At 65.1% G+C, this 21,127-nt stretch carries 20 protein-coding genes; 16 read left to right on the top strand and 4 right to left on the bottom strand.

What is annotated here, in order from left to right; translation table 11 throughout:
• Positions 1-58 precede the first annotated feature (58 nt).
• The 4 genes from minC to sbcB all read left to right on the top strand — a co-directional run bounded on the left by minC (position 59) and on the right by sbcB (position 3,510).
• A complete protein-coding gene (gene minC, locus ABD654_RS12060; RefSeq protein WP_344705134.1) occupies positions 59-826 on the top strand; it encodes a septum site-determining protein MinC in 768 nt (255 codons plus the stop codon).
• A 106-nt stretch (positions 827-932) separates the two neighbouring features.
• Complete coding sequence (minD, locus tag ABD654_RS12055) at positions 933-1,751, top strand: septum site-determining protein MinD (RefSeq protein WP_344705133.1); 819 nt, start codon at positions 933-935, stop codon at positions 1,749-1,751.
• Positions 1,748-1,999 (top strand): cell division topological specificity factor MinE, encoded by a 252-nt coding sequence (gene minE / locus ABD654_RS12050; protein WP_344705132.1) that lies wholly within the window; start codon positions 1,748-1,750, stop codon positions 1,997-1,999. Before minD ends, minE begins: the two co-directional genes overlap by 4 nt.
• A gap of 17 nt (positions 2,000-2,016) precedes the next feature.
• Positions 2,017-3,510 (top strand): exodeoxyribonuclease I, encoded by a 1,494-nt coding sequence (gene sbcB / locus ABD654_RS12045; RefSeq protein WP_344705131.1) that lies wholly within the window; start codon positions 2,017-2,019, stop codon positions 3,508-3,510.
• A gap of 77 nt (positions 3,511-3,587) precedes the next feature.
• Here sbcB and ABD654_RS12040 read toward each other — a convergent pair whose 3' ends face one another.
• Positions 3,588-6,449 (bottom strand): insulinase family protein, encoded by a 2,862-nt coding sequence (locus ABD654_RS12040; RefSeq protein ID WP_344705130.1) that lies wholly within the window; start codon positions 6,447-6,449, stop codon positions 3,588-3,590.
• A 14-nt stretch (positions 6,450-6,463) separates the two neighbouring features.
• Entirely contained in the window at positions 6,464-7,138 is a 675-nt protein-coding gene (locus ABD654_RS12035; protein WP_344705129.1) for an SOS response-associated peptidase, read from the bottom strand.
• A 217-nt stretch (positions 7,139-7,355) separates the two neighbouring features.
• Between ABD654_RS12035 and ABD654_RS12030 the strand changes: the two genes are divergently transcribed.
• Together ABD654_RS12030 and ABD654_RS12025 are read left to right on the top strand one after the other, a co-directional pair.
• Complete coding sequence (locus tag ABD654_RS12030) at positions 7,356-7,970, top strand: TetR/AcrR family transcriptional regulator (protein WP_344705128.1); 615 nt, start codon at positions 7,356-7,358, stop codon at positions 7,968-7,970.
• A gap of 17 nt (positions 7,971-7,987) precedes the next feature.
• Positions 7,988-8,641, top strand: coding sequence for a 1-acyl-sn-glycerol-3-phosphate acyltransferase (locus ABD654_RS12025; protein ID WP_344705164.1), 654 nt, complete (start codon positions 7,988-7,990; stop codon positions 8,639-8,641).
• Here ABD654_RS12025 and ABD654_RS12020 read toward each other — a convergent pair.
• Together ABD654_RS12020 and ABD654_RS12015 are read right to left on the bottom strand one after the other, a co-directional pair.
• Complete coding sequence (locus ABD654_RS12020) at positions 8,638-9,903, bottom strand: HlyC/CorC family transporter (RefSeq protein ID WP_344705127.1); 1,266 nt, start codon at positions 9,901-9,903, stop codon at positions 8,638-8,640. The genes ABD654_RS12025 and ABD654_RS12020 overlap by 4 nt on opposite strands.
• Positions 9,904-9,934: 31 nt before the next feature.
• Entirely contained in the window at positions 9,935-10,732 is a 798-nt protein-coding gene (locus ABD654_RS12015; RefSeq protein WP_344705126.1) for a cytochrome C assembly family protein, read from the bottom strand.
• Between the two features lie 240 nt (positions 10,733-10,972).
• Between ABD654_RS12015 and ffh the strand changes: the two genes are divergently transcribed.
• The 10 genes from ffh (at position 10,973) to ABD654_RS11965 (ending at position 21,097) form a co-directional block, all read left to right on the top strand.
• Positions 10,973-12,373: a signal recognition particle protein gene (gene ffh, locus ABD654_RS12010; RefSeq protein ID WP_344705125.1), complete on the top strand. Its 1,401-nt coding sequence runs from the start codon at positions 10,973-10,975 to the stop codon at positions 12,371-12,373.
• Positions 12,374-12,576: 203 nt separating this feature from the next.
• Positions 12,577-12,825, top strand: coding sequence for a 30S ribosomal protein S16 (rpsP, locus tag ABD654_RS12005; protein WP_344705124.1), 249 nt, complete (start codon positions 12,577-12,579; stop codon positions 12,823-12,825).
• Between the two features lie 31 nt (positions 12,826-12,856).
• Complete coding sequence (rimM, locus tag ABD654_RS12000) at positions 12,857-13,426, top strand: ribosome maturation factor RimM (RefSeq protein WP_344705123.1); 570 nt, start codon at positions 12,857-12,859, stop codon at positions 13,424-13,426.
• A gap of 29 nt (positions 13,427-13,455) precedes the next feature.
• Positions 13,456-14,277 (top strand): tRNA (guanosine(37)-N1)-methyltransferase TrmD, encoded by an 822-nt coding sequence (trmD, locus tag ABD654_RS11995; protein WP_344705163.1) that lies wholly within the window; start codon positions 13,456-13,458, stop codon positions 14,275-14,277.
• Between the two features lie 111 nt (positions 14,278-14,388).
• Positions 14,389-14,742, top strand: a complete 354-nt coding sequence (rplS, locus tag ABD654_RS11990) for a 50S ribosomal protein L19 (RefSeq protein WP_344705122.1) — start codon at positions 14,389-14,391, stop codon at positions 14,740-14,742.
• Positions 14,743-14,862: 120 nt separating this feature from the next.
• The gene (gene xerD, locus ABD654_RS11985; protein WP_344705121.1) at positions 14,863-15,744 is read left to right on the top strand and encodes a site-specific tyrosine recombinase XerD; all 882 of its coding nucleotides are present in this window, start codon (positions 14,863-14,865) and stop codon (positions 15,742-15,744) included.
• Between the two features lie 6 nt (positions 15,745-15,750).
• Positions 15,751-16,485, top strand: a complete 735-nt coding sequence (locus tag ABD654_RS11980) for a DsbC family protein (protein WP_344705120.1) — start codon at positions 15,751-15,753, stop codon at positions 16,483-16,485.
• Between the two features lie 106 nt (positions 16,486-16,591).
• The gene (locus ABD654_RS11975) at positions 16,592-17,908 is read left to right on the top strand and encodes a homoserine dehydrogenase (RefSeq protein WP_344705119.1); all 1,317 of its coding nucleotides are present in this window, start codon (positions 16,592-16,594) and stop codon (positions 17,906-17,908) included.
• A gap of 4 nt (positions 17,909-17,912) precedes the next feature.
• Positions 17,913-19,304 (top strand): threonine synthase, encoded by a 1,392-nt coding sequence (gene thrC, locus ABD654_RS11970; RefSeq protein WP_344705118.1) that lies wholly within the window; start codon positions 17,913-17,915, stop codon positions 19,302-19,304.
• The gene (locus tag ABD654_RS11965; protein ID WP_344705116.1) at positions 19,301-21,097 is read left to right on the top strand and encodes a single-stranded-DNA-specific exonuclease RecJ; all 1,797 of its coding nucleotides are present in this window, start codon (positions 19,301-19,303) and stop codon (positions 21,095-21,097) included. The genes thrC and ABD654_RS11965 overlap by 4 nt, the downstream gene beginning before the upstream one ends.
• The last annotated feature ends 30 nt before the right edge of the window (positions 21,098-21,127 follow it).

Here is a 21,127-nt window from a genome sequence, read left to right as displayed (position 1 = left end):
GCTCGGCGCACACCGGTGCGCCAGCCTATCTTACCGATCCAGACATGGAGTTTCGGCCATGAGCCTCAATGTGGATGATGCCGAAGAGGCCTTTACGTTTAAAGGCGGCATGCTGCCCATGACTGTAATGGAGCTGGGGTGTGCCGATCCGGAGCGCATTCGCCAGCAGCTGCAAAGCAAGCGTACCCAGTCGCCGGCGTTCTTTCAGCATACACCGGTCGTGCTGAGTGTGGAAAAGCTCGATGCGCCGCACCTGTCGCTGGAGCGCATCTGCGCGGCCTGTCGCGATCACAAACTGCTGCCGGTTGCCGTGCGTGGCGGTACAGATCCGGTGCGCCAGTCGGCCTGGGCGCTGGGGCTGGGCTGGTTTGCGCCGGCAGAAGAGCCGCTTGCTCGGCGCCTGACAAGCGTGGAAAAAGCGCCGCAAGCGCGTTCAAAGACGGCCCCGCCCGAGGCGGCCCCGGCAGAGCAGGCCCCGCCCGAGGCCGCAGCGGTCGTGGGCGCCCGCCTGTATCGCGGCACGGTGCGCTCCGGCCAGCAGGTGAGCGCCGCCGACGGCGACCTGGTCGTGGTAGGGGCGGTCAATGCCGGGGCAGAGGTGCTGGCCGCCGGCAATATTCACGTGTACGGCGCGCTGCGCGGGCGAGCGCTGGCGGGCATCCACGGTGATTGGGAAGCGGCGATTTTTTGTCGCGAACTCAAAGCCGAACTGCTGTCCGTGGCCGGCAACTACAAACGCCTGGAAGATATCGACTCGCGCCTTCTGAACGCACCTGCAGAGGTGCGTTTTCATCATCAGCAACTTGAGATCAAGCCTCTCGCATAGGCAGGCCCGGGCACAGCAGAGCCGTGCGCCACTTGCCGCGCCCCGTGCGCGGCGGACTCTATTGCCACTTGCAGATGCGATTGGCGCTACCGAAAGGAACGTAACCTTGGCCAAAATTATTGTAGTAACGTCAGGCAAGGGAGGGGTTGGCAAAACCACCACTGCAGCGGCTATTTCCACCGGGCTTGCCCTGCGCGGCAAAAAAACCGTGGTCATCGACTTTGACGTGGGGCTGCGCAACCTGGATCTGGTCATGGGCTGTGAGCGGCGCGTGGTCTATGACCTGGTCAACGTCATTCAAGGCGAGGCGGGGCTGAATCAGGCGCTGATCCGCGACAAGCGCGTGGAGAATTTGTTTATCCTGCCGGCTTCGCAAACCCGAGACAAAGACGCGCTGACCCAGGAAGGCATCGCCGAGGTGCTGGAAAAGCTCAAGGAAGACTTTGATTTTGTCATCTGCGATTCGCCGGCGGGCATCGAAAGCGGTGCGCAGCTGGCGATGTACTATGCCGACGAGGCGATTGTGGTGACCAACCCCGAGGTCTCGTCGGTGCGCGACTCCGACCGTATTCTGGGGCTTCTGGCAGCCAAGACGCAGCGCGCCGAAAAAGGCGAGGATCCGGTCAAGGAGCATTTGCTGATCAGCCGCTATAACCCGGACCGGGTGACCAGCGGTGATATGCTGACCCTGGACGACATTCGCGAGATACTGGCGATCGATCTGCTGGGGCTGATTCCCGAATCCGAGGCGGTGCTGCGCGCGTCGAACCAGGGCGTGCCGGTCACCCACGATGAGGCAAGCGATGCCGGTCAGGCCTACGCTGACACCGTATCGCGCCTTATCGGTGAAGACATACCGTTACGCTTTCATCAAGCCCAGAAAAAAGGCCTGTTAACCCGCATGTTCGGAGGAGGTCGCCGGTGAAACTTCTGGAGTTTTTAAAGCGCGAGCGTAAAAAGTCAGCGCCGGTTGCCAAGGAGCGTTTGCAGATTATCGTGGCGCATCAGCGCAGCCAGCGCGGCCAGCCCGACTACATGCCCACGCTGGAGCGCGAGCTGGTTGAGGTGATTCGCCGCTATGTGGATATCGACGACGATGCCGTGCAGATATCCATGGACAGCGAAGATAACTGTTCGGTGCTGGAGCTTAACGTGACTTTGCCGAAAACCTGAGAGGAGACCGCTTTTCCATGGCGCCACCCAACGCCGCACCGGCCAGCTTTCTCTGGCACGACTATGAGACTTTCGGTGCCGATACGCGCCGGGATCGGCCGGCCCAGTTTGCGGCCATACGCACGGATGCCGCGCTCAACGAAATCGGCGAGCCGGTCACGCTGTACTGCAAGCCCGCCGACGACGACCTGCCCCACCCGATGGCCTGTCTGATCACCGGCATTACGCCGCAAAAGGCGCAGCGCCGGGGCCTGCCGGAAGCCGAGTTTGCCGGCCGGGTGCTTGACTGCATGAGCGAGCCCGGCACCTGCGTGGTGGGCTACAACAGCCTGCGCTTCGACGACGAAGTCACACGCCAGCTTTTTTATCGTAACCTGATCGACCCGTACGCTCGGGAATGGCAAAACGGCAATTCGCGCTGGGATTTAATCGATGTGGTTCGCGCGTTCTACGCGCTGCGCCCGGCGGGCATTGAATGGCCGCTGCGCGACGACGGCGCGCCCAGCTTCAAGCTCGAAGACCTGACCGCGGCCAACGGCATTGAGCACGCCGGCGCCCACGACGCTTTGGCCGACGTGCGCGCCACCATCGCCCTGGCGCGGCTACTGCGTGAAAAAAACGCCGGACTTTTTGACTACCTGCTAAAAAGGCGCGGCAAGCGCGCCGTGGCCCGGCAGTTAAACCTGCCCGAGGCCAAGCCGATGCTGCATATTTCCCGGCGCTACCCGGCCAGCCGGGCCTGCAGTGCGCTGGTCATGCCGCTGGCCGAGCACCCGACCAACCCCAACGGGGTGATCGTGTACGATCTGAGCGTAGCGCCGGATGACCTGCTGGCGCTTTCCGCCGAGCAGGTCCGCGAGCGGGTGTTTGTCAGCCAGGCCGACTTGAGCGAGGGCGAGGCGCGCATCCCGCTCAAGGTCATTCACATCAACCGCTGCCCGGTGCTGTTCCCGGCCAGCTTTCTCAAGGACGTGGATGGCCCGCACCGGGGCGAATACGGTGACCTGGTGGCACGGCTGGGAATTGATCTGCCGGCCTGCCGCACCCACTGGAAAGCGCTGCATGCAACACCGGGCATCGCGGCCAAGGCCGCCGAGGTGTTTGCCGCCCCGCCCCGGGAAGAGGTGGCCGATCCGGATTTGATGCTATACGCCGGCGGCTTTTTCTCCCGCGCCGATCGCCAGCAGATGGAGCAGGTGCGCCGGACGCCGGCCTGGGACCTGGTGGGCCAGCGCTTTGCCTTTCAGGACCCAAGGCTTGAGGAGATGCTGTTTCGCTACCGGGCGCGCAGCTATCCGGAAACCCTGGAAGGCGAAGAGCGGGCCCGGTGGGAGGCGTTTCGCTGGGAGCGGCTGAACAATCCGGCCCTATCGGGGTTCACCCTCAAGGACTTCGCCCGCGAGATTGAACAGTACAATCAGCAGTCGCTGGACGACCATTCGCGCCGGATACTCGAAGAGCTGGTGATGTACGTGGAAGCCATGCTCCCCGCCCAGGCGTTTGACGGATAAAAATCGGCCGTCCATGGTGATAAAAAAGGCCGCTACCTTCGGGTAGCGGCCTTTGGCGTTTCTACAGGAGTGCAAGGCTAGTTCTCGGCTGTAAACGCGCTCAGCCCGCTGCGATAGGCGCCCACGTCGCTGGGCTTGTCGCCCGGGTCAAAGCGCAGATCCAGCGAGCGCTTTTTCAGCGTTGACCACAGCTCGCGCAGCGCATCGGGGCTTACGTTCAGCGCTTTTTGTGCCTGGCGCAGGCGACGATCAAAGCGCACATCTTCCCGGGCGGTGGCCTGCCAGTAGCGGCCGGTAAGCCGGCCAAGGCCGGTGGCGCGCTCGGTGAGCCGGCTGTGTACCGCCTGACGGTAGGGCGCAAGCGTGGCCTCGTCCAGCGCGTCAAGGCGCGCTTCGGTGGCGACCATAAAGGCATCAATACGCGCGGCCACAGCGGCGCTGTCGGTGTTGGGAGACTGCACCACCAGCGCCAGGCCCGGGGCGTCCAGCAGCGGGTAGTAGCCGGCGTTGACGATATAGCCCAGCTGCTCTTCGGTGCGCAGCTGCTGGTAAAACGGCGTTTGCAGCCACTGGGCCAGCACGCTGACGGCGGCCTGCTGGCGCGGGGTGTCATCGCTGCCCTGCAGATAGCGCAGCACCAGCGATTCATCCCGGGTGCTGTCCGGGCGCAGCACGGCAGGCTCGGCGCTGACGGCGAGCGGCTCAAGGCTGGGAATGGCGTCCCGGGTCAGCCGCGGGCGCAGGGTTTGCTTGACGGACCGGGCCTGCGCGGTGGCCTGCTCGGCGGTCACATTGCCCACGGCCATGGCGTCGACGTAGAGCCGGTCAACAAAGCGCCGGCGGAAATCTTCCAGGTGGTGGCGCTCAAGGCGCTGGCTGGCGGCCAGCAGCTCTTGGCTGGACCAGCGCGGCGTGAGCAGCGCTTGATCCAGCGTGCGCCGTGCCTGGCCGATCAGCGAGGCATCCGGCGCATTGCGCCACTGGCGCTGCAGCCGGCGCTGTACGCGCTTAAAGCTGCCCGGATGAATGTCGCCGCTTTGCAGCTGTGTGATTACCCGTTCGATCAGCGGTGCCTGGCCGTCGCGCCAGCCGGAGAAGGCCAGCGTCATGCCCCGGGCGTGGGCGTAGGCGTTAAACGATTGGCCGGCCAGCCGCGCGGGGTACAGCGCCTCGTTGAGGCTGTCGTTGAGCCAGCCGGCGAGCATGCGATCCAGCACGGCTTCTTCGGCCGAGCGGCGCACGCTGGGATGCTGCAGGCTGACTCGCCACTCCACCTTGGGCGTATCAAAGCGGTCCACGGCCATGTGCCAGGCGGCGAAGTGAGCGTCGTCGATCAGCATGGTTGGCTTGTCGTCCTGGCCGTCCTGCAGGGTCAGGTCATCGGCAATAAAGGGGTTGGGCCCGGGCAGCGACAGGCCCTGCAGAGCGGTGCCGCCGGCGTTGTCGGGCGCGGTTTGCTGCCACTGGGTATCAAACCAGGGCGAGACGCGCTCGCTTGTGACCTCGGGGCCGGAATACACGCGAATCATGTTGTCCGGCGTCAAGGCCGCGAGATAGGCGCGGGTGCGTTCAAGGTCAAAGCCGTCCATGCGGTAGGGGGCGTACTGCACGTCTTTGACCGGATAGCGCGACAGGCGCATGGCAAGCTCGGTGGCTTCGTGTTGGGGCGCGCCGTGCTGCTGAAAGCGAAACGCCTGCTGTTTGAGCGCGGCCTGTTCGTCATAGCGCCACGCCTCCAGCCCGTTGGCGGCGATGTTGTCAACGGCGGCAAACAGCGTGGCCTGGATGTCGTCGAGCCGCTCGGCGCCGGCGGGGGTCAGGCGGACGCTGACGCTTAGCAGCGCGTGTTCGCCGTCGCGGCGGCCAACGCCTGCCGAAAGGCCTTCGGCAAGGCCGGCATCGCGCAGTACCGCCAGCACGCTGCCTTCGCTTTCATCGCCCAGCAGATGGGCCAGCAGCTGGGTGGGCTTGTGGGCGTAGTCTTCCTGGGGGTCGGGCACCGGAAACAAAAAGCGCACCTGGCGGCTGTCCTTGAGTGTCTGGCGCTCCAGGTAGACGGGCAGCGCGTCGTCTGTCACCAGCGGGGCATCAACGGTGGGGGGTTCAAGGCGACGGTCAGGCACTGCGGCGAAGCGTTCGGTAACCATCTTCTCCAGCTGATCAAGCGGCTGGGGGGCCACAACCGCCAGCTGCATGACGTTGGCCCCGTAGCGGGCGTGATAAAAATCGATGACCCGCTGGCGCAGCGACGGCGCATCCGCCGGGCGGTCGGCAAGGGTTTCAAGGCTGCCCACTGAAAAGCGCGTGCCGGGGTGATCGGGGTTGAGCACTTGGTTGAGCACGTCGTTTTCCCGGCGGCTTTCGCTGCGCCGCCGCGCCTGGTATTCGGAGTCGACTACGCGGCGCTCGCTTTCCAGCTTGCCGTCGTTGAACAGCGGCGAGAGAAAAAATGCGCTGAAACGGTCCAGCGCCCCGGGCAGCGCCGAGGGCTCGATGTCGAAGAAATAGTTGGTATCGCGCGCGGCGGTAAAGGCGTTGTGTGAACCGGCGTGGCGCGTGATGTAATCCTGATAGGCGCTCGGCTCGGGGTAGGGCTCGGTGCCCAGAAACAGCATGTGTTCCAGCAGGTGGGCCAGGCCCAGCAGGTCGTCAGGGTCCTGGGCGCTGCCGACGCGAACGTTCATCGAAGCGGCGGCTTTATCGGCCTGGGCGTCGCTGACCAGCAGCGCCGTCAGGCCGTTTTCCAGGGTCAGCACGCGGTAGTCGCGGCTGTCAAAGGGGCTGGTGATCGGCGCTTGGCTGGTCGCAATGCGTGCATCATCAGCTACCGTTGACGCGGCTTGAGCGGGCATCCCGGCGATGCCGAGCGCAAGCGCTGTGGCCAGCGTCAGCGGCGCGCGGCGCGATAGCGGCGAAAAAGGGCGTAGGCGTGACAGCATGGGGGCTCCTGTAATCAGGGATGGCCGGTCAGCATCGGGCCCACAGGATGGGCGCAGGCCGGAGACTGGTTGGCCGGGTTGTTAACCTGTTTTGATACCGGAAAAGCGCCCAATAGTTCCTGCGGGGCGGGCATCAGCAGCCGCTGTGCCTGGTCCAGCGGGGTATCCGGGTCCAGCCAGCGCCGGGCATTGGCCGAATCAATGATCGCCGGCAGGCGCTCGCTGAGCGGGGCAAGCCAGGCGCTGGCCGGTACGGTGATTAAAGCCGCTGAGTCGTTGAACGCGGTGCGCGTGGTGTAATAGCGACACCAAAGCCCGGCCAGCAGCAGCGGGGCACGCTGAACGTGCGTGACCAGGTAGGGCTGTTTGCCTCGCGTTCCGGGTTTCCACACGTAAAAGCCCCCGGCCGGTACCAGGCAGCGCCGGGCGTAAAAGGCGTCGCGAAACATCGCACGGGCGTTGAGCGATTCGGCCCGGGCGCAGTGGGGGGCGTGGTCGAGCACTTCAAGCCAGGGCGGCGTCAGCCCCCAGAAAAGCGGTGACAGGCGGTGTTCGCCCCGGGCCTGGCGCACCGCCGACACCGCCCGGCGCGGGGCCAGATTGGGCGAGGTGCTCAGCGTGTCAGCGCCGGCCAGCTCGGGAAGCAGCCGGGGCAGATCAAGCGGCGGAACGTAAAGGCGTCCGGTCATGTGCGCCTCGGTGCGTCGTGGGTGGTGTTGATGTGGTTGACAGTGCCGGCAAGGCAGGAATACAGCTCGAAAACGCTGTTCGATCTGGGGTATCCTAAGCGCTCGGCCGCCGGTGTCAAAGCGTACGCGTCGTGCGCTGCGCTGTCGTGCGCTGCGCCTTGCCGAGTCGCTCCGTTTTTTTCATCACAGCCCTTGAGGCCAACCCGAAGAGAATGCCATGGCCCGTCCCAGACAGCATGCGCCCGATACGCTCCATACGCAGGTGATGGCGGTCTGCGATCGCTGGTTAACCACCCGGCCGGTTCATGACCTGTCGCTGCGCGCGATCGCGCGGGAGGTAGGCTGTGCGCCAAGTACCCTGCTCAAGCTTTACGGCAGTTTTCACAACCTGCTGCAGTACGTCAACGTCGAGACGCTGGCGCGGCTGCAGTATACCATCAGCAGCCTGAAAACCGCCGCGCCGGAGCCCTGGCTGCGCTCGCTGGTGCACGCCTACTGGCAGTTTTCCGAGCAGGACTGCTACCGCTGGCAGCTGCTGTTTGACTATCCTCTGGCCGACGGCGGCGAGCTCGACCAGCGCCAGAGCGGGCTGATCGAGGCGCTGTTTGTCGAGGTGGAAACCTGCCTGCGCGAGTTTCAGCCGGCGCTTGGCGAGCTGGAAGCCCGCGAGCTGGGGCGCATGCTGTGGGGCAGCGTTCACGGGCTGGTGCAGCTGGGGCTGAACGAGCGGCTGGGCTACTGGCAGGGCGAGCAGCTGCAGGTCGACCAGCTCCTCGACCGGCTGCTGACCACGGTGCTGGCCGGGCTGCGCCACCGGGGGCCGACGGCGTGACCCGGCTGCTGGCCGGGATGGGCCATCGCGTGGCCCGCTATGTGATTTTGGCGCTGGTGCGGCTTTGCTATCGGCTCAAGGTGCGCGGCCATGCGCATATTCCTCGCCGCGGGGCCGCGCTGGTGGTGTGCAACCACGTAAGCTACGTGGATGCGCTGGTGCTGGGCGGCGCCTTTCCGCGGCCGCTGCGCTTTGTGATGGATCAGCCGATCTACGACTCGCCCTGGCTGAAGTGGCTGTTTTTGCTGGTGGGGGCCATTCCCATCGAGTCCGAGCGGCGCGATCCCGGGGCGCTGCGCCGGGCGCTGGACGACATCAGCGCGGCACTGGCCAACGGCGAGGTGGTGATGGTGTTTCCCGAAGGCCGGTTGACCACCGACGGCGAGGTGCGGGCGTTTCGTCGCGGGCTGGAGACGATACTGGCGCGCGATACGGTGCCGGTGGTGCCGGCAGGGCTTGCCGGGCTGTGGGGCTCCTGGACCTCGCACTGCAACGGGCCGGCGCTTGGCAAGCGCCCGGCGCGCTTTCGCGCCCGGGTGAGCCTGCACTTTGGCGAGCCGATTGACCCCGCGGCGGTGCCGGGCGATGCCCTGCGCCACTATCTGGAAGCCCGGGTGCGCGTGCTCAAGGCCGGCGCCGACGACGATATTTGCCGCCGCGACCGAGGCTAGCGCCGTATCGGCTGCCAGCAGCGCGCCGCGGTAATCAGGTTGTCGCGGATGTCGAGAATTTCCAGCCGAACGCTGCCGATCTGCAGGCTGGCCGGCCCCTGAGGAAACGACTCCAGGTGCTCAAGAATCAGCCCGTTGAGCGTTTTGGGGCCGCCGGTAGGCAGGCTCCAGCCCAGCGCTTTGTTGACTTCGCGGATGTTGGCGGTGCCTTCGATGATGTGGCTGCCGTCGTCCTGGGGGTAGATTTCCCGGGCTTCGGACACGTCGGTGGTAAACTCCCCGACGATCTCTTCGAGAATATCTTCAAGGGTCGCAAGCCCTTTCACGTCGCCGTATTCGTCGACGACGATGCCGATGCGGCGCTTTTGCTGCTGGAAGTTGAGCATCTGGGTATGCAGCGGCGTGGACTCGGGAATGAAGTAGGGCTCCCGGGCCTCTTGCACAATGGCCGCCTTGGTGACTTCCGAACGCGAAAGAAAGCGCGCGGCGTTGCGCAGGTGCAGCATGCCAATGATGCTGTTGATATCGCCTTTGTAGAGCGGCAGCCGGGTATGCTGGCTGGTACGAATCTGGGTGAGAATATCTTCAAGGCTGTGATCCAGATCGATGCCGATCACCTCATGGCGGGGCACCATGATGTCGTTGACGGTGACGTTTTCCAGATCGAGAATCGACAGCAGCATGGCCTGGTGGCGGTAGGGAATCAGCGTGCCCGCTTCGTGAACCACGGTGCGCAGCTCGTCGCGGGTCAGGCCGTCGCCGCTGCCGTCCACGCGCTTGACGCCAACCAGGCGCAAAAGGCCGTTGGAGATCATGTTGACCAGCCACACCAGCGGGTAGAGCAGCTTGAGCAGCGGCTCAAGCACGTACGACGCCGGGTAGGCAATACGCTCAGGCCTGATTGCCGCGTAGGTCTTGGGCGTGACTTCGGAAAAAATCAGAATGGCTACGGTGAGAAGCGCCGTGGCGATGGCCGGCCCCGAGACTTCGCCAAAGAAATGAATGGCGATGATGGTGGCAATCGACGCTGCCAGATTGTTGATGAAATTGTTGCCGATCAGAATCATGCCGATCAGCCGGTCGGGGCGTCCCAGCAGGCGCATGACCCGCCGTGCGCGGCGATCGCCGGCGCTGGCATGATGGCTCAGACGATAGCGGTTGATCGACATCATGCCGGTTTCCGAGCTTGAGAAAAACGCTGACAGCAAAATCAGCAAAGCCAGCAGGCCGAACAGTAACCCCAGCGGGAAGTCGTCGTTCAAGTTGTGCAATCCTTTGGTGAAACGCCCCCGCTCAGGGCGTCAGCAGAATTTCCAGGACGAACTTGCTGCCAAAGTAGGCCAGCAGCAAAAAGCCGCAGCCGGCAAGCGTCCACTTGACCGCGCGCATGCCTCGCCAGCCGAAGCGATAGCGGCCGATAAGCAGCACCGCAAGCACGCCCCAGGCGACAAACGACAGTACGGTTTTGTGCACCAGGTGCTGGGCGAACATGTTGTCGATAAAAATCAGGCCGCTGACGATGGCGATGCTGAGCAGCACCATGCCGGCCCAGATCAGCTCAAACAGCACCCGCTCCATGGTGGTCAGCGGCGGCAGAGACTGGACGATGCCGCGGATGTGATGGTGGCGTAGCGCCTGGTTTTGCAGGCCCACCAGCACCGCCTGGACCGCGGCAATGGCGAGCAGGGCAAACGCCAGCGTCGAGGTGACAATATGCAGCAAAATGCCCGGCGTCATACCGCCCTGAATGCCGTGGCTGGGCAGCCCCGTAGCCAGCATCAGCGCCACGCCGGCAAGCGGGAACAGCGCGATGCCGGCGTTGAGCACCGGCTTGAACAGGCTGGCCACCAGCACCAGGTTGGCCGCCACCGCCATGAACAGCGCCACGCTGGTGGTAAAGCCGGGGAAAAAGCCCGATGTGCGGCCCAGCAGGTCAACAATCACCGGGATGTGCAGCAGCAAAGCGAGCGTGGCCAGCAGGCGCACGATGCCCTGGCGCGGCGGCACCCGGCGCAAAAGCGTCATACCCTGCCAGATGGCAGCGGCAAGATAGAAAACAAGAGCGATCGTGGCGAAAGGCAGCGCCTGCATGATGCCGTCCGTGCGCCCGGCGGCGCAGTCAATGAGTGGTAACAAAAACAGTGAAAGCCCGCGCATCGCGCTGAAGATCAGGCGTGCCGCTGACTTACGCTGGCTGGCCTTCTACTATAACGAATCCTTGCAGCCTCGCACAGCGGTGACGGATGGAGACTCGCGGCGCCAGCGCGTATAATCGCGGCCATCTTGTCCAGGGCACATGCGTCTGGTGACCACAAGGGAGACTAACGCCCCATGTTTGACAATCTCAGTGAGCGTCTGTCCCAGACGCTGAAGTCGATCAAGGGTCAGGCGCGCCTGACCGACGACAACATCAAGGACACCCTGCGCGAAGTCCGCCGCGCGCTGCTGGAGGCCGACGTCGCCCTGCCGGTGGTCAAGGCGTTCGTCGACCGCGTGCGCGAGCGGGCGGTAGGCCAGGAAGTATCGAAAAGCCTCTCGCCGGGCCAGCAGTTCGTCAAGATCGTCCAGCAAGAGCTTGAAGCGATCATGGGCGAGGCCAACGAAGGCCTTGCGCTCAAAAGCCAGCCCGCCGCGGTGTTGATGGCCGGCCTGCAGGGCGCGGGCAAGACCACCTCGGTGGCGAAGCTGGCGCGTTTTCTGCGCGAGCGTGAAAAGAAAAAGGTGCTGGTGGTATCGGCCGACGTCTACCGGCCCGCCGCGATTGACCAGCTGGAAACCCTGGCAAAGGAAGTCGAGGTGGAGTTTTTCCCCTCGGATTCCGGGCAAAAGCCGGTGGATATCGCCCGCGCGGCGATGCATCACGCCAAGATCCAGTTCCACGACGTGGTGCTCATCGACACCGCCGGCCGGCTGGCCGTCGACGAGGCGATGATGGAAGAAATCCAGGCGCTGCATAAAGCGGTAAGCCCGGATGAAACCCTGTTTGTCGTCGACGCCATGACCGGCCAGGACGCGGTCAATACCGCCAAGGCCTTCCACGAGGCGCTGCCGCTGTCCGGGGTGATTCTGACCAAGGCCGACGGCGATGCCCGGGGCGGGGCGGCGCTGTCCGTGCGCCATGTGACCGGCAAGCCGATCAAGTTCATGGGCATGGGCGAAAAAGTCGACGCTTTGGAGCCGTTCCACCCTGACCGCGTGGCCTCGCGGATTCTGGGCATGGGCGATATGCTCTCGCTGATCGAACAGGCCGAGCGCACTGTTGACAAGGACAAGGCGAACAGGCTTGCCAAAAAGGTCAAAAAGGGCAGCGGCTTTGATCTGGAAGACTTCCGCGAGCAGCTCCAGCAGCTCAAGAAAATGGGCGGCATGGGCGGGCTGATGAGCAAGCTGCCGGGCATGGGGCAGATGGCGGAAATGGCCCAGGGCCCGGGACCGGAAAAAGAGCTTGGCAAGCTGGAAACGCTGATCGATTCGATGACGCCCAAAGAGCGCCAAAAGCCCGAGATCATCAACGGCTCGCGCAAGCGGCGTATTGCCGCCGGTGCGGGCCTTCAGGTGCCGGACCTCAATCGCCTGCTCAAACAGCACAAGCAGATGCAGAAGATGATGAAAAAGGCGGGCAAGAAAGGCGGCATGGAGAAAATGATGCGCGGCATGGGCGGTATGGGTGGCCCGGGCGGCATGGGTGGGCCCGGTGGCATGGGTGGGCCGGGCGGTTTGCCCCGGCGCTGACGCTGCCGGCTTTTCCCCGCGCAGACTTTCCAAACCCCGCGTGGTTGCGTAGAATGCGGCCTCTTCATGCGTGGGTGATGCGTTCAGCGTTGCCCGTGAAGGTTTGAGCAAGCATTTGTATCCCGACAAAGCGCACCGTTATCCAAGGGTGAACATGCCCCGCGGCGGCGCTTTTGTTACCTCAACCGAAGGATATTGATCGTATGGTTACCATTCGTCTGGCACGCAGCGGCGCCAAAAAGCGTCCGTTTTATCATCTGTCCGTGACCGATTCGCGCAAGGCGCGCGACGGCCGTTTCATCGAACGCGTGGGCTTTTTCAACCCGGTCGCGCGTGGCCAGGAAGAGCGTTTGCGCATCGATCTCGACCGCATTGCCCACTGGCAGAGCAACGGCGCACAGCTTTCCAACCGCGTGGCCGAGCTGGTCAAGGAAGCCGGCAAGCAGGCCTGAAGGCGCTGCGACGTCGCTAGGTGAGGTGCTGATGTCTGATCCCGTGCGCAATACGCCTTCGACCGGCACCCAGCGTGCCGCGCCGGAAGAGTATGTCGTGCTGGGCAAGCTGACAAGCCCCCACGGCGTCAAGGGGTGGCTTAAGGTATATGCCTACACAAGCCCCGCTGACAGCATCTTTGACTACCCCGAATGGTGGCTGCGCCAGGGCGAACGCCTTGCGTGCTATCGCGTCGTTCAGGGGCGTCGCCAAGGCAAGGGGCTGGTCGTTGAGCTGGACGGTATCAATGACCGCAGCGCCGCTGAAGCGCTGGCAAAAGCGGAGATCGTCATGCCCAAGGACGCACTCCCCGCGCTTGCCGACGACGAGTACTACTGGCACGAGCTTGAAGGCCTGGCGGTTTTTACCCGGGCCGGCGAACGGCTGGGACGGGTGGCCGGCCTGTTCGAGACCGGCGCCAACGATGTCATGATGGTGCGCGGCGACCGCGACGCCATTGACCGGCGCGAGCGGCTTTTGCCGTACCTGCCGGGCGATGTGATCATCGCGGTGGATCTGGACGCCGGCGAAATGCACGTAGACTGGGATCCGGACTTTTGAGCGCGTCGCAGGCCCGAGAAAACGCCTCGCTGTGGGTCGGCGTGGTGTCGCTTTTTCCCGAGATGTTCGCCGCGCTCACCGAGCACGGCGTCACCGGCCGGGCCGTGGAAAAAGGCCAGCTGACGCTTGAATACTGGAACCCGCGCGACTACGCCACCGACCGCCACCGCAGCGTTGACGACCGCCCCTACGGCGGCGGCCCGGGCATGCTGATGAAGGTGGATACCCTGCGCGCAGCGATTGCCGACGCCCGCACCCGGGCGGCGGCGGCGACGGGCAAGACGCCCAGGGTGATCTATCTGTCCCCCCAGGGGAAAAAACTCGACCAGCCGGGCGTACAGGCGCTCGCCGCCGAGAGCCCGCTGGTGGTAGTGGCCGGGCGCTACGAAGGCATCGACGAACGTGTGGTCGAGCATGACATCGACGAAGAATGGTCGATCGGCGACTATGTGCTAAGCGGCGGCGAGCTGCCGGCGATGGTGCTGATCGACGCGGCGGCAAGGCTGGTTCCCGGCGTGCTCGGGCATCAGGATTCCGCCGTCGAGGACTCATTCAACGAGGGCCTGCTGGACTGCCCGCACTATACGCGCCCGGAAGTGATCGACGGCGCGCGGGTGCCTGAGGTGCTGTTGAGCGGTGACCATCAGGCCATCAGGCACTGGCGGCTGAAACAGTCGCTCGGGCGTACCTGGCGGCGGCGCCCGGAGCTGATCGACCGTCAGGCCCTGGACAAAACGCAGCGCCGGCTGCTCGATGAGTTCATCGAAGAAAACGCCTTGCCTCACCGGTCGGAAAGCCGGCCACACAGCCGGCCGGAGGGGCAGGACAGCGGTGCAGGGCGAGGCCGTTAGCCGCGCACCTGCGTCACCCACAACGACTCCCGCGCACTCGCATCGAGCGCCGGGATCACGGTTTGTCCGCCGGCAGGCGGCAGGCCACGACGACCTATCAGGAGCAAGACAATGAGCAAAAACAAGGTGATCCAGGCGCTTGAAGCCGAGCAGATGGAAAAAGAGATCCCCCCGTTCGCCCCGGGCGATACCATCTCTGTGCAGGTCAAGGTAAAGGAAGGCGCCCGCGAGCGTTTGCAGGCGTTTGAAGGCGTGGTGATCGGCAAGCGCAATCGCGGTCTGAACTCCGCTTTCACCGTGCGCAAGATTTCTCACGGCGTTGGCGTTGAGCGCACCTTCCAGACCTACAGCCCGCTGGTGGACTCCATCCACGTCAAGCGTCGCGGTGACGTTCGCCAGGCCAAGCTCTACTACCTCCGCGAGCGCAGCGGCAAATCCGCACGCATCAAGGAAAAGCTGGCCTAAGACAGCACGCCCGGCAGCGCATGCCGCGATGCTGACACACCCCGTCACCGCTTTGCGGGGCGGGGTTTTGTTTGTCTGCCACCCCGTCACCGCACGGCACGCACCACAGAGCCCGCGCTTATGGACCTTCTTGATGCCTTTCTCGATGCCCAGTGGCTGGAGCGCGGCGCCAGCGAGCACACCCTGGCGGCTTACCGGCGCGATCTGATGGCCTGGTGCCGGGCGCTGGACGACGCCGGCGCTACGCTTGCCGCGCCGCCGCCGGAGGTGCTCGTGGCGTGGTTTGAGGCGCGCCGCGAAGCCGGATACAAGCTGCGCAGCAATGCCCGGCTGCTGTCCAGTCTGCGCGGCTTTTACCGCTGGGCGCGGCTTGCCGGGCACGTTTCTGATGACCCGCTGGCAGGGGTTCGCCTGCCGCCGGTGCGTCCGGGCCTGCCCAACGTCATTGACGAAGCCGAGGTCGAGCGGCTGCTGGCCGCACCGGACATTGCCCTGCCGCTGGGGCTGCGCGATCGCACCATGCTGGAGCTGCTGTATGCCTGTGGCCTGCGCGTCTCCGAACTTGTAGGCTTGAGCGTGGACGCGGTCAACCTGCGCCAGGGCGTGGTGCGGGTGCGCGGCAAGGGCGACAAGGATCGGCTGGTGCCGCTGGGGGCGGAGGCCGCGCACTGGCTGGAACGCTATATCGACGCTGCGCGCCCGGCGCTGATGGGGGATGTGACGCGCCCGGCGCTGTTTCCCGGGCGCGGTGATCAAAGCATGACGCGCCAGACGTTCTGGCATCGCATCAAGGCCCATGCGCGTGCCGCGGGGATCACCACGCCGCTGTCGCCGCACACGCTGCGCCATGCGTTTGCGACCCACTTATTGAATCATGGCGCCAATCTGCGCGTCGTACAGCTGCTGCTGGGGCACAGCGACCTGTCCACCACGCAGATTTATACCCACGTGGCCCAGGCGCGTCTTGAACAGCTGCACACCGACCATCATCCACGAGGTTGAACGACAATGGCTCGACAGAGTATTTCCCGCCTGGCGCTGGCCGCCGCGCTGCTGCCCGCTGTGGCCTGGGCGCAGCCGGCGCCCGAGGCGCTGACCGATTCGCTGCGCATCAACGGCCAGAAGGTGCCGGTGGAAAGCGTCGGTGAAACGCCGCTGGACGGCATCTACCACGTTGCGCTGAAAGGCGGCGAATCGTTTTACGCCAACGCCGACGGCAGCTACTTCGTGGTGGGGGATCTGTACCGCAATCAGGGCGACGAGCTGGTCAACCTTTCTGAGCAGGCGAAAAATCGCCAGCGCGTGGCCGCGCTCTCGGCCGTTGAGGAAAGCGACCGCGTGGTCTATCGCGGCGTGGACGAGCCCCGCGCCACCGTTACCGTCTTTACCGATACCAGCTGCCCGTACTGCACGCGGCTGCACGAAAGCATCCCCGAGCTCAACGAGCGCGGCATCGCGGTGCACTATCTGGCCTTTCCGCGCGGCGGCATGCAAAGCCGAGCGGCCCGGGTGATGCAAAAGGCCTGGTGCAGCGACAACCCCGGTGAGGCGCTCAGCCGGGCGTTTGCCGATGAAACCCTCGACGCCGGCGCCGGCTGCGATAACCCGGTGGCCGAGCAGCACCGGCTAGGGCTTGAACTGGGCGTGCAGGGCACCCCGGCCATTATTCTGCCCGACGGCACCATGGTGCCGGGCTTTGTGCCGCCCGAGCGGCTGGCGGCCATGCTGGGGCTCGACGGCTAGTTCAGCCCTGCGCAACAGCGCAAACCAAACGCAACCTGACATTATGCTGACTGCACCGGTCGATGGCTGATCCGACACCGGTGCGCAACAAACAAGGGGATTTATTGTGAAACCGGTGAGAGTAGGCATCTGTGGTCTGGGCACCGTCGGCGGCGGCACCTTTAACGTGCTCACGCGCAACGCCGAGGAAATTGCCCGCCGGGCGGGCCGGCCGATCGTGATCGAGCAGGTAGGGCATCGCAGCGTTCATCCGGACTGCGATGTTACCGGCATCAAGGCCACCGGCGATGTCTTTGAAGTGGCGGCCAACCCTGACGTTGACGTGATCGTTGAGCTGATCGGCGGCTACGAAACCGCCCGGGAGCTGGTGCTTAAGGCCATTGAAAACGGCAAGCACGTGGTCACCGCCAACAAGGCGCTGATTGCGGTACACGGCAACGAGATTTTTCAGGCCGCCCACGAAAAAGGCGTGATCGTCGCCTTTGAAGCCGCGGTGGCCGGCGGCATTCCGGTGATCAAGGCGCTGCGCGAAGGCCTGGGCGCCAACCGCATCGAATGGGTAGCGGGCATCATCAACGGCACCGGCAACTACATTCTGACCCACATGCGCGACGAAGGCCGGGCCTTTGAAGACGTGCTCGCCGAAGCCCAGGCGCTGGGCTACGCCGAGGCCGACCCTACCTTTGACGTGGAAGGCATCGACGCCGCCCACAAGCTCACCATCATGGCCTCCATTGCCTACGGCGTGCCGCTGCAGTTTGACAAGGCCTACACCGAAGGCATTGCGCGTATTACCGCCGAGGACGTCGACCAGGCGAACAACCTGGGCTACATGATCAAGCATCTGGGCATCGCCAAGCGCACCGAGCACGGCCTTGAGCTGCGCGTCCACCCCACGCTTGTGCCCAAGGACCGCCTGCTGGCCAACGTCAGCGGCGTGAAAAACGCCGTTGCGGTGATGGGCGACGCCGTCGGCCCCACGCTGTACTACGGCCCCGGCGCCGGCGCTGAGCCCACCGCGTCTGCGGTGATTGCGGACATTCTCGACGTGGCGCGCGACATCAACACCGAGCACCCGTATCGCGTGCCGTACTTGGCCTTCAGCGGCGTCAATGAAGACATGGACGCCCCGGCCATCATGCCCATGGACGACATCATCACGGCCTACTACCTGCGTCTTTTGGCGGTGGATCGCCCCGGCGTGCTGGCCCGAGTGGCGACGATTCTTGCCGAGCACGGCATTTCCATCGAAGCGCTGATTCAAAAAGACATCACCGAAGGTGAGATGGTGCCCATCATTTTGATGACCCACCGTACCCGCGAGCGGCAGATGAACGACGCCATCCGCGAGATCGAATCCATGGCCGACGTCGCCGGCGCGGTTACCCGCATCCGGGTCGAGAGCCTGGACGAAGGAGAATAACGCCATGCGCTATATCAGCACTCGGGGCCAGGCCCCGGCGCTCTCTTTTGAAGAGGTGGTGTTGACCGGCATGGCAAGCGACGGCGGCCTTTACGTCCCCGAGACGCTGCCGTCGTTTACCGCCGAGGACCTGGCCGACATGGCAGGTCTTTCCTACGCCGACATCGCCTTTCGGGTGATGAAGCCGTTCGTCAACGGCGAGATCGACGACGCCACGTTTCACGCGCTGGTGGTGGAGGCCTATTCCACCTTCAGCCACGACGCGGTGCTGCCGCTCAAGCAGCTCGACGCCAACCACTTTTTGCTGGAGCAGTTCCACGGGCCGACCCTGGCGTTCAAGGACGTGGCCCTGCAGCTTTTGGGCCGCATCCTTGACCACTTTCTCAAAAAGCGCGGCGAACGCGCGGTGATCATGGGCGCGACCTCCGGCGACACCGGCTCGGCGGCCATCGAGGGCTGCCGCCACTGCGACAACCTGGATATTTTCATCCTGCACCCGCACAACCGGGTGTCCGAGGTGCAGCGCCGCCAGATGACATCGGTGCTGGCGGACAACGTCTTCAACGTGGCCATCGAGGGCAACTTCGACGACGCCCAGGCCATGGTCAAGGCAAGCTTCGCCGACCAGGACTTTCTCAACGGCACCCGGCTGGTGGCGGTCAACTCGATCAACTGGGCGCGCATCATGGCCCAGACGGTCTACTACGTCGCCGCCGGCGTGGCGCTGGGCGCGCCGCACCGGGAGGTCAGCTTCTGCGTGCCCTCGGCCAACTTCGGCAACGTCTTTGCCGGCTACATGGCCTACAAGATGGGGCTGCCGGTCAAGCAGTTCATCGTTGCCACCAACGCCAACGACATTCTGCACCGCACCCTTGCCGACAACGACTTCTCCAAGCGCGAGCTTGAAGCGACGCTGGCGCCGTCCATGGATATCGTGGTGTCGTCCAACTTCGAGCGCCTGCTGTTTGACGCCTACGACCGCGACGGCAAGGCCGTGGCCGAGCTTTTAGAGCGCTTCCAGCACGAGCCCGCGGCCCTGGCCGAGGCGCCGCTTTCGAAGCTGCGCGAGAAGTTTTCCAGCCACAGCGTGGACGACGCCACCATCCTCGAGGTCATCCGCGAGGCCCACCGGCGCACCGGCGAAGTGCTCGACCCGCACACCGCCACCGGCTACCGCGCCGCCGAGCGCGCCCGTGTTGATGCCACAACGCCCATGATCACCCTTGCCACCGCACACCCGGCCAAGTTTGCCGATGCCGTGATCGAGGCCGGCTTCCCCGGCGTGGCGCTGCCGGCGCACATGAGCGATCTGCTCGAACGCGAAGAGCGCTACACCGTGCTGCCCGCGGAACTGGCCGCCGTGCAGCGGTTTGTGGCGGAAAACCGCCGCGGATGAGCATGATGCAAGAGCTGCCCCAGAGCTTGACCGGGCCGCGCCTGGAGCCGCGGCCCCAGGACCCGGCCATCTACGCCCGGGCGCGCGCCGAAGGGCTCACCGAGCTTCAAGCTCGGCTTTTGGCCGCACGCCTGCCGGGCTATAGCGAGCCGCTGACCCCGCTGGTAACGCCGAGTTTGCGCTATCTGGCGCACCCGGAAAAGCTGGCGGACGGGCGCCGCGCCGCCGAGCGCATCGCCCAGGCGGTGGTGGACGGCGAGCACATCGGGATTCTCACCGACTACGACGTGGACGGCATCACCTCGCACGTGGTCATCCGGCGCACCCTGGTGGAGCTTTTCGGCGTGCCGGAGGCGCGGCTGCACAGCCTGATCGGCCATCGCATCCACGACGGCTACGGCATCAGCCTGCCGCTGGTGGAGCGAACGCTGGGCCTCAAGCCCAAACCGACGCTGGTGATCACCGCCGACTGCGGCAGCTCGGATGAGCCGCGCATCGCGAGCCTTGCCGCCGAGGGCATCGACGTGGTGGTCAGCGATCACCACGCCCTGCCTGAAGAAGGCCCGCCGGCCTCGGCCTACGCCTGCGTGAACCCCACCCGCAGCGACTGCGCCTACCCGGACGCCACCATCGCCGGCTGCATGGTGGCCTGGCTTGTGATGTCGCTGGCCCGCGGCGTGCTGATCGAGTGGGGCGCGGTGCCCCAGGCCACCCCCAAGCTCTCGCCGTGGCTTTCGTACGTGGCGCTGGGCACCGTGGCCGACTGCGTGTCGCTGGGGGCAAGCCCGGCCAACCGCGCGGTGGTGATTCAGGGGCTCAAGCTGATCAACCGCATGGACGCGCCGTGCTTTCGCGCCATGGCCGAGCGGCTGGGGCCGGACAGCGTACCGTTCAACGCCGAAACCCTGGCGTTTCAGATGGGCCCAAGAATCAACGCCCGCTCGCGCCTCGACGACCCCTACGCCGCGCTGGACTTCATGCTCGCCGAAAGCGACGCCGTGGCGGCAAGAAAGCTTGCCATCCTCGAAGACGACAACCAGTCGCGCAAGGCCATCGAGGCGGAAATGGCCGCCGAGGCCCGAACGCTTGCCGCGCCCGAGCTTGCCGCCGAGGCCAAAGCGCTGGTGGTGTTTGTTGAAGACGGCCACCCCGGCGTGCAGGGCATTGTCGGCTCGCGGCTGGTGCAGGCCTACGGCCGCCCGGCGCTGGTGCTCACCCGGGCGGCTGCGCCGGGCATGCTTACCGGCTCCGGGCGCTCCATTGAGGGTTTGCACCTGCGCGACGCGCTGCAGCGCACCCTTGAGCTCGCCCCCGAGGTGCTGTCGCGCTTTGGCGGGCACAGCGGTGCGGCCGGCATTACCCTGCACGAGGCGCGGCTGGTCGAGTTCAAGGCGGCGTTTTTGCGCGCCGTGGAAGAGCAGCTGGGCGATACGCCGCTCTACCCCAGGCTGTGGACCGACGGCGCGCTTTCGCCGGGCCAGCTCGATCTGGCGACGCTTGACGAGCTGGAAGCCCTTGGCCCCTTTGGGCGGGAGTTTGACCCGCCGCTGTTTGAAGGCGAGTTTATCGTCGAATCGCTGCGCCCGGTGGGTGCGGACGGCAGTCATCTGATGATGGAGCTGTCGGCAGGGCCCCGCGTGCTCAAGGCCATCTGGTTTCGCGCGCTGACCCCCGGCGAGCTTCCGGCTTTTGCCATGGGCGATACCCTGCGCTGCGCCTACAAGCTCAACCGCAACCGCTACCGCGGCCGTGAAAGCCTGCAGCTGATGGTCGAGCACGCCGAGCCGCTGTGACCCGACCCTCCCGCCGCGCGCCATGTTCTG

It is taken from the genome of Halomonas cibimaris (assembly GCF_039537045.1).
Lineage (GTDB): Bacteria > Pseudomonadota > Gammaproteobacteria > Pseudomonadales > Halomonadaceae > Vreelandella > Vreelandella cibimaris.
The sequence above is the reverse complement of the archived record's forward strand: the minus strand, read 5'-3'. Positions and strand labels throughout refer to the sequence as shown.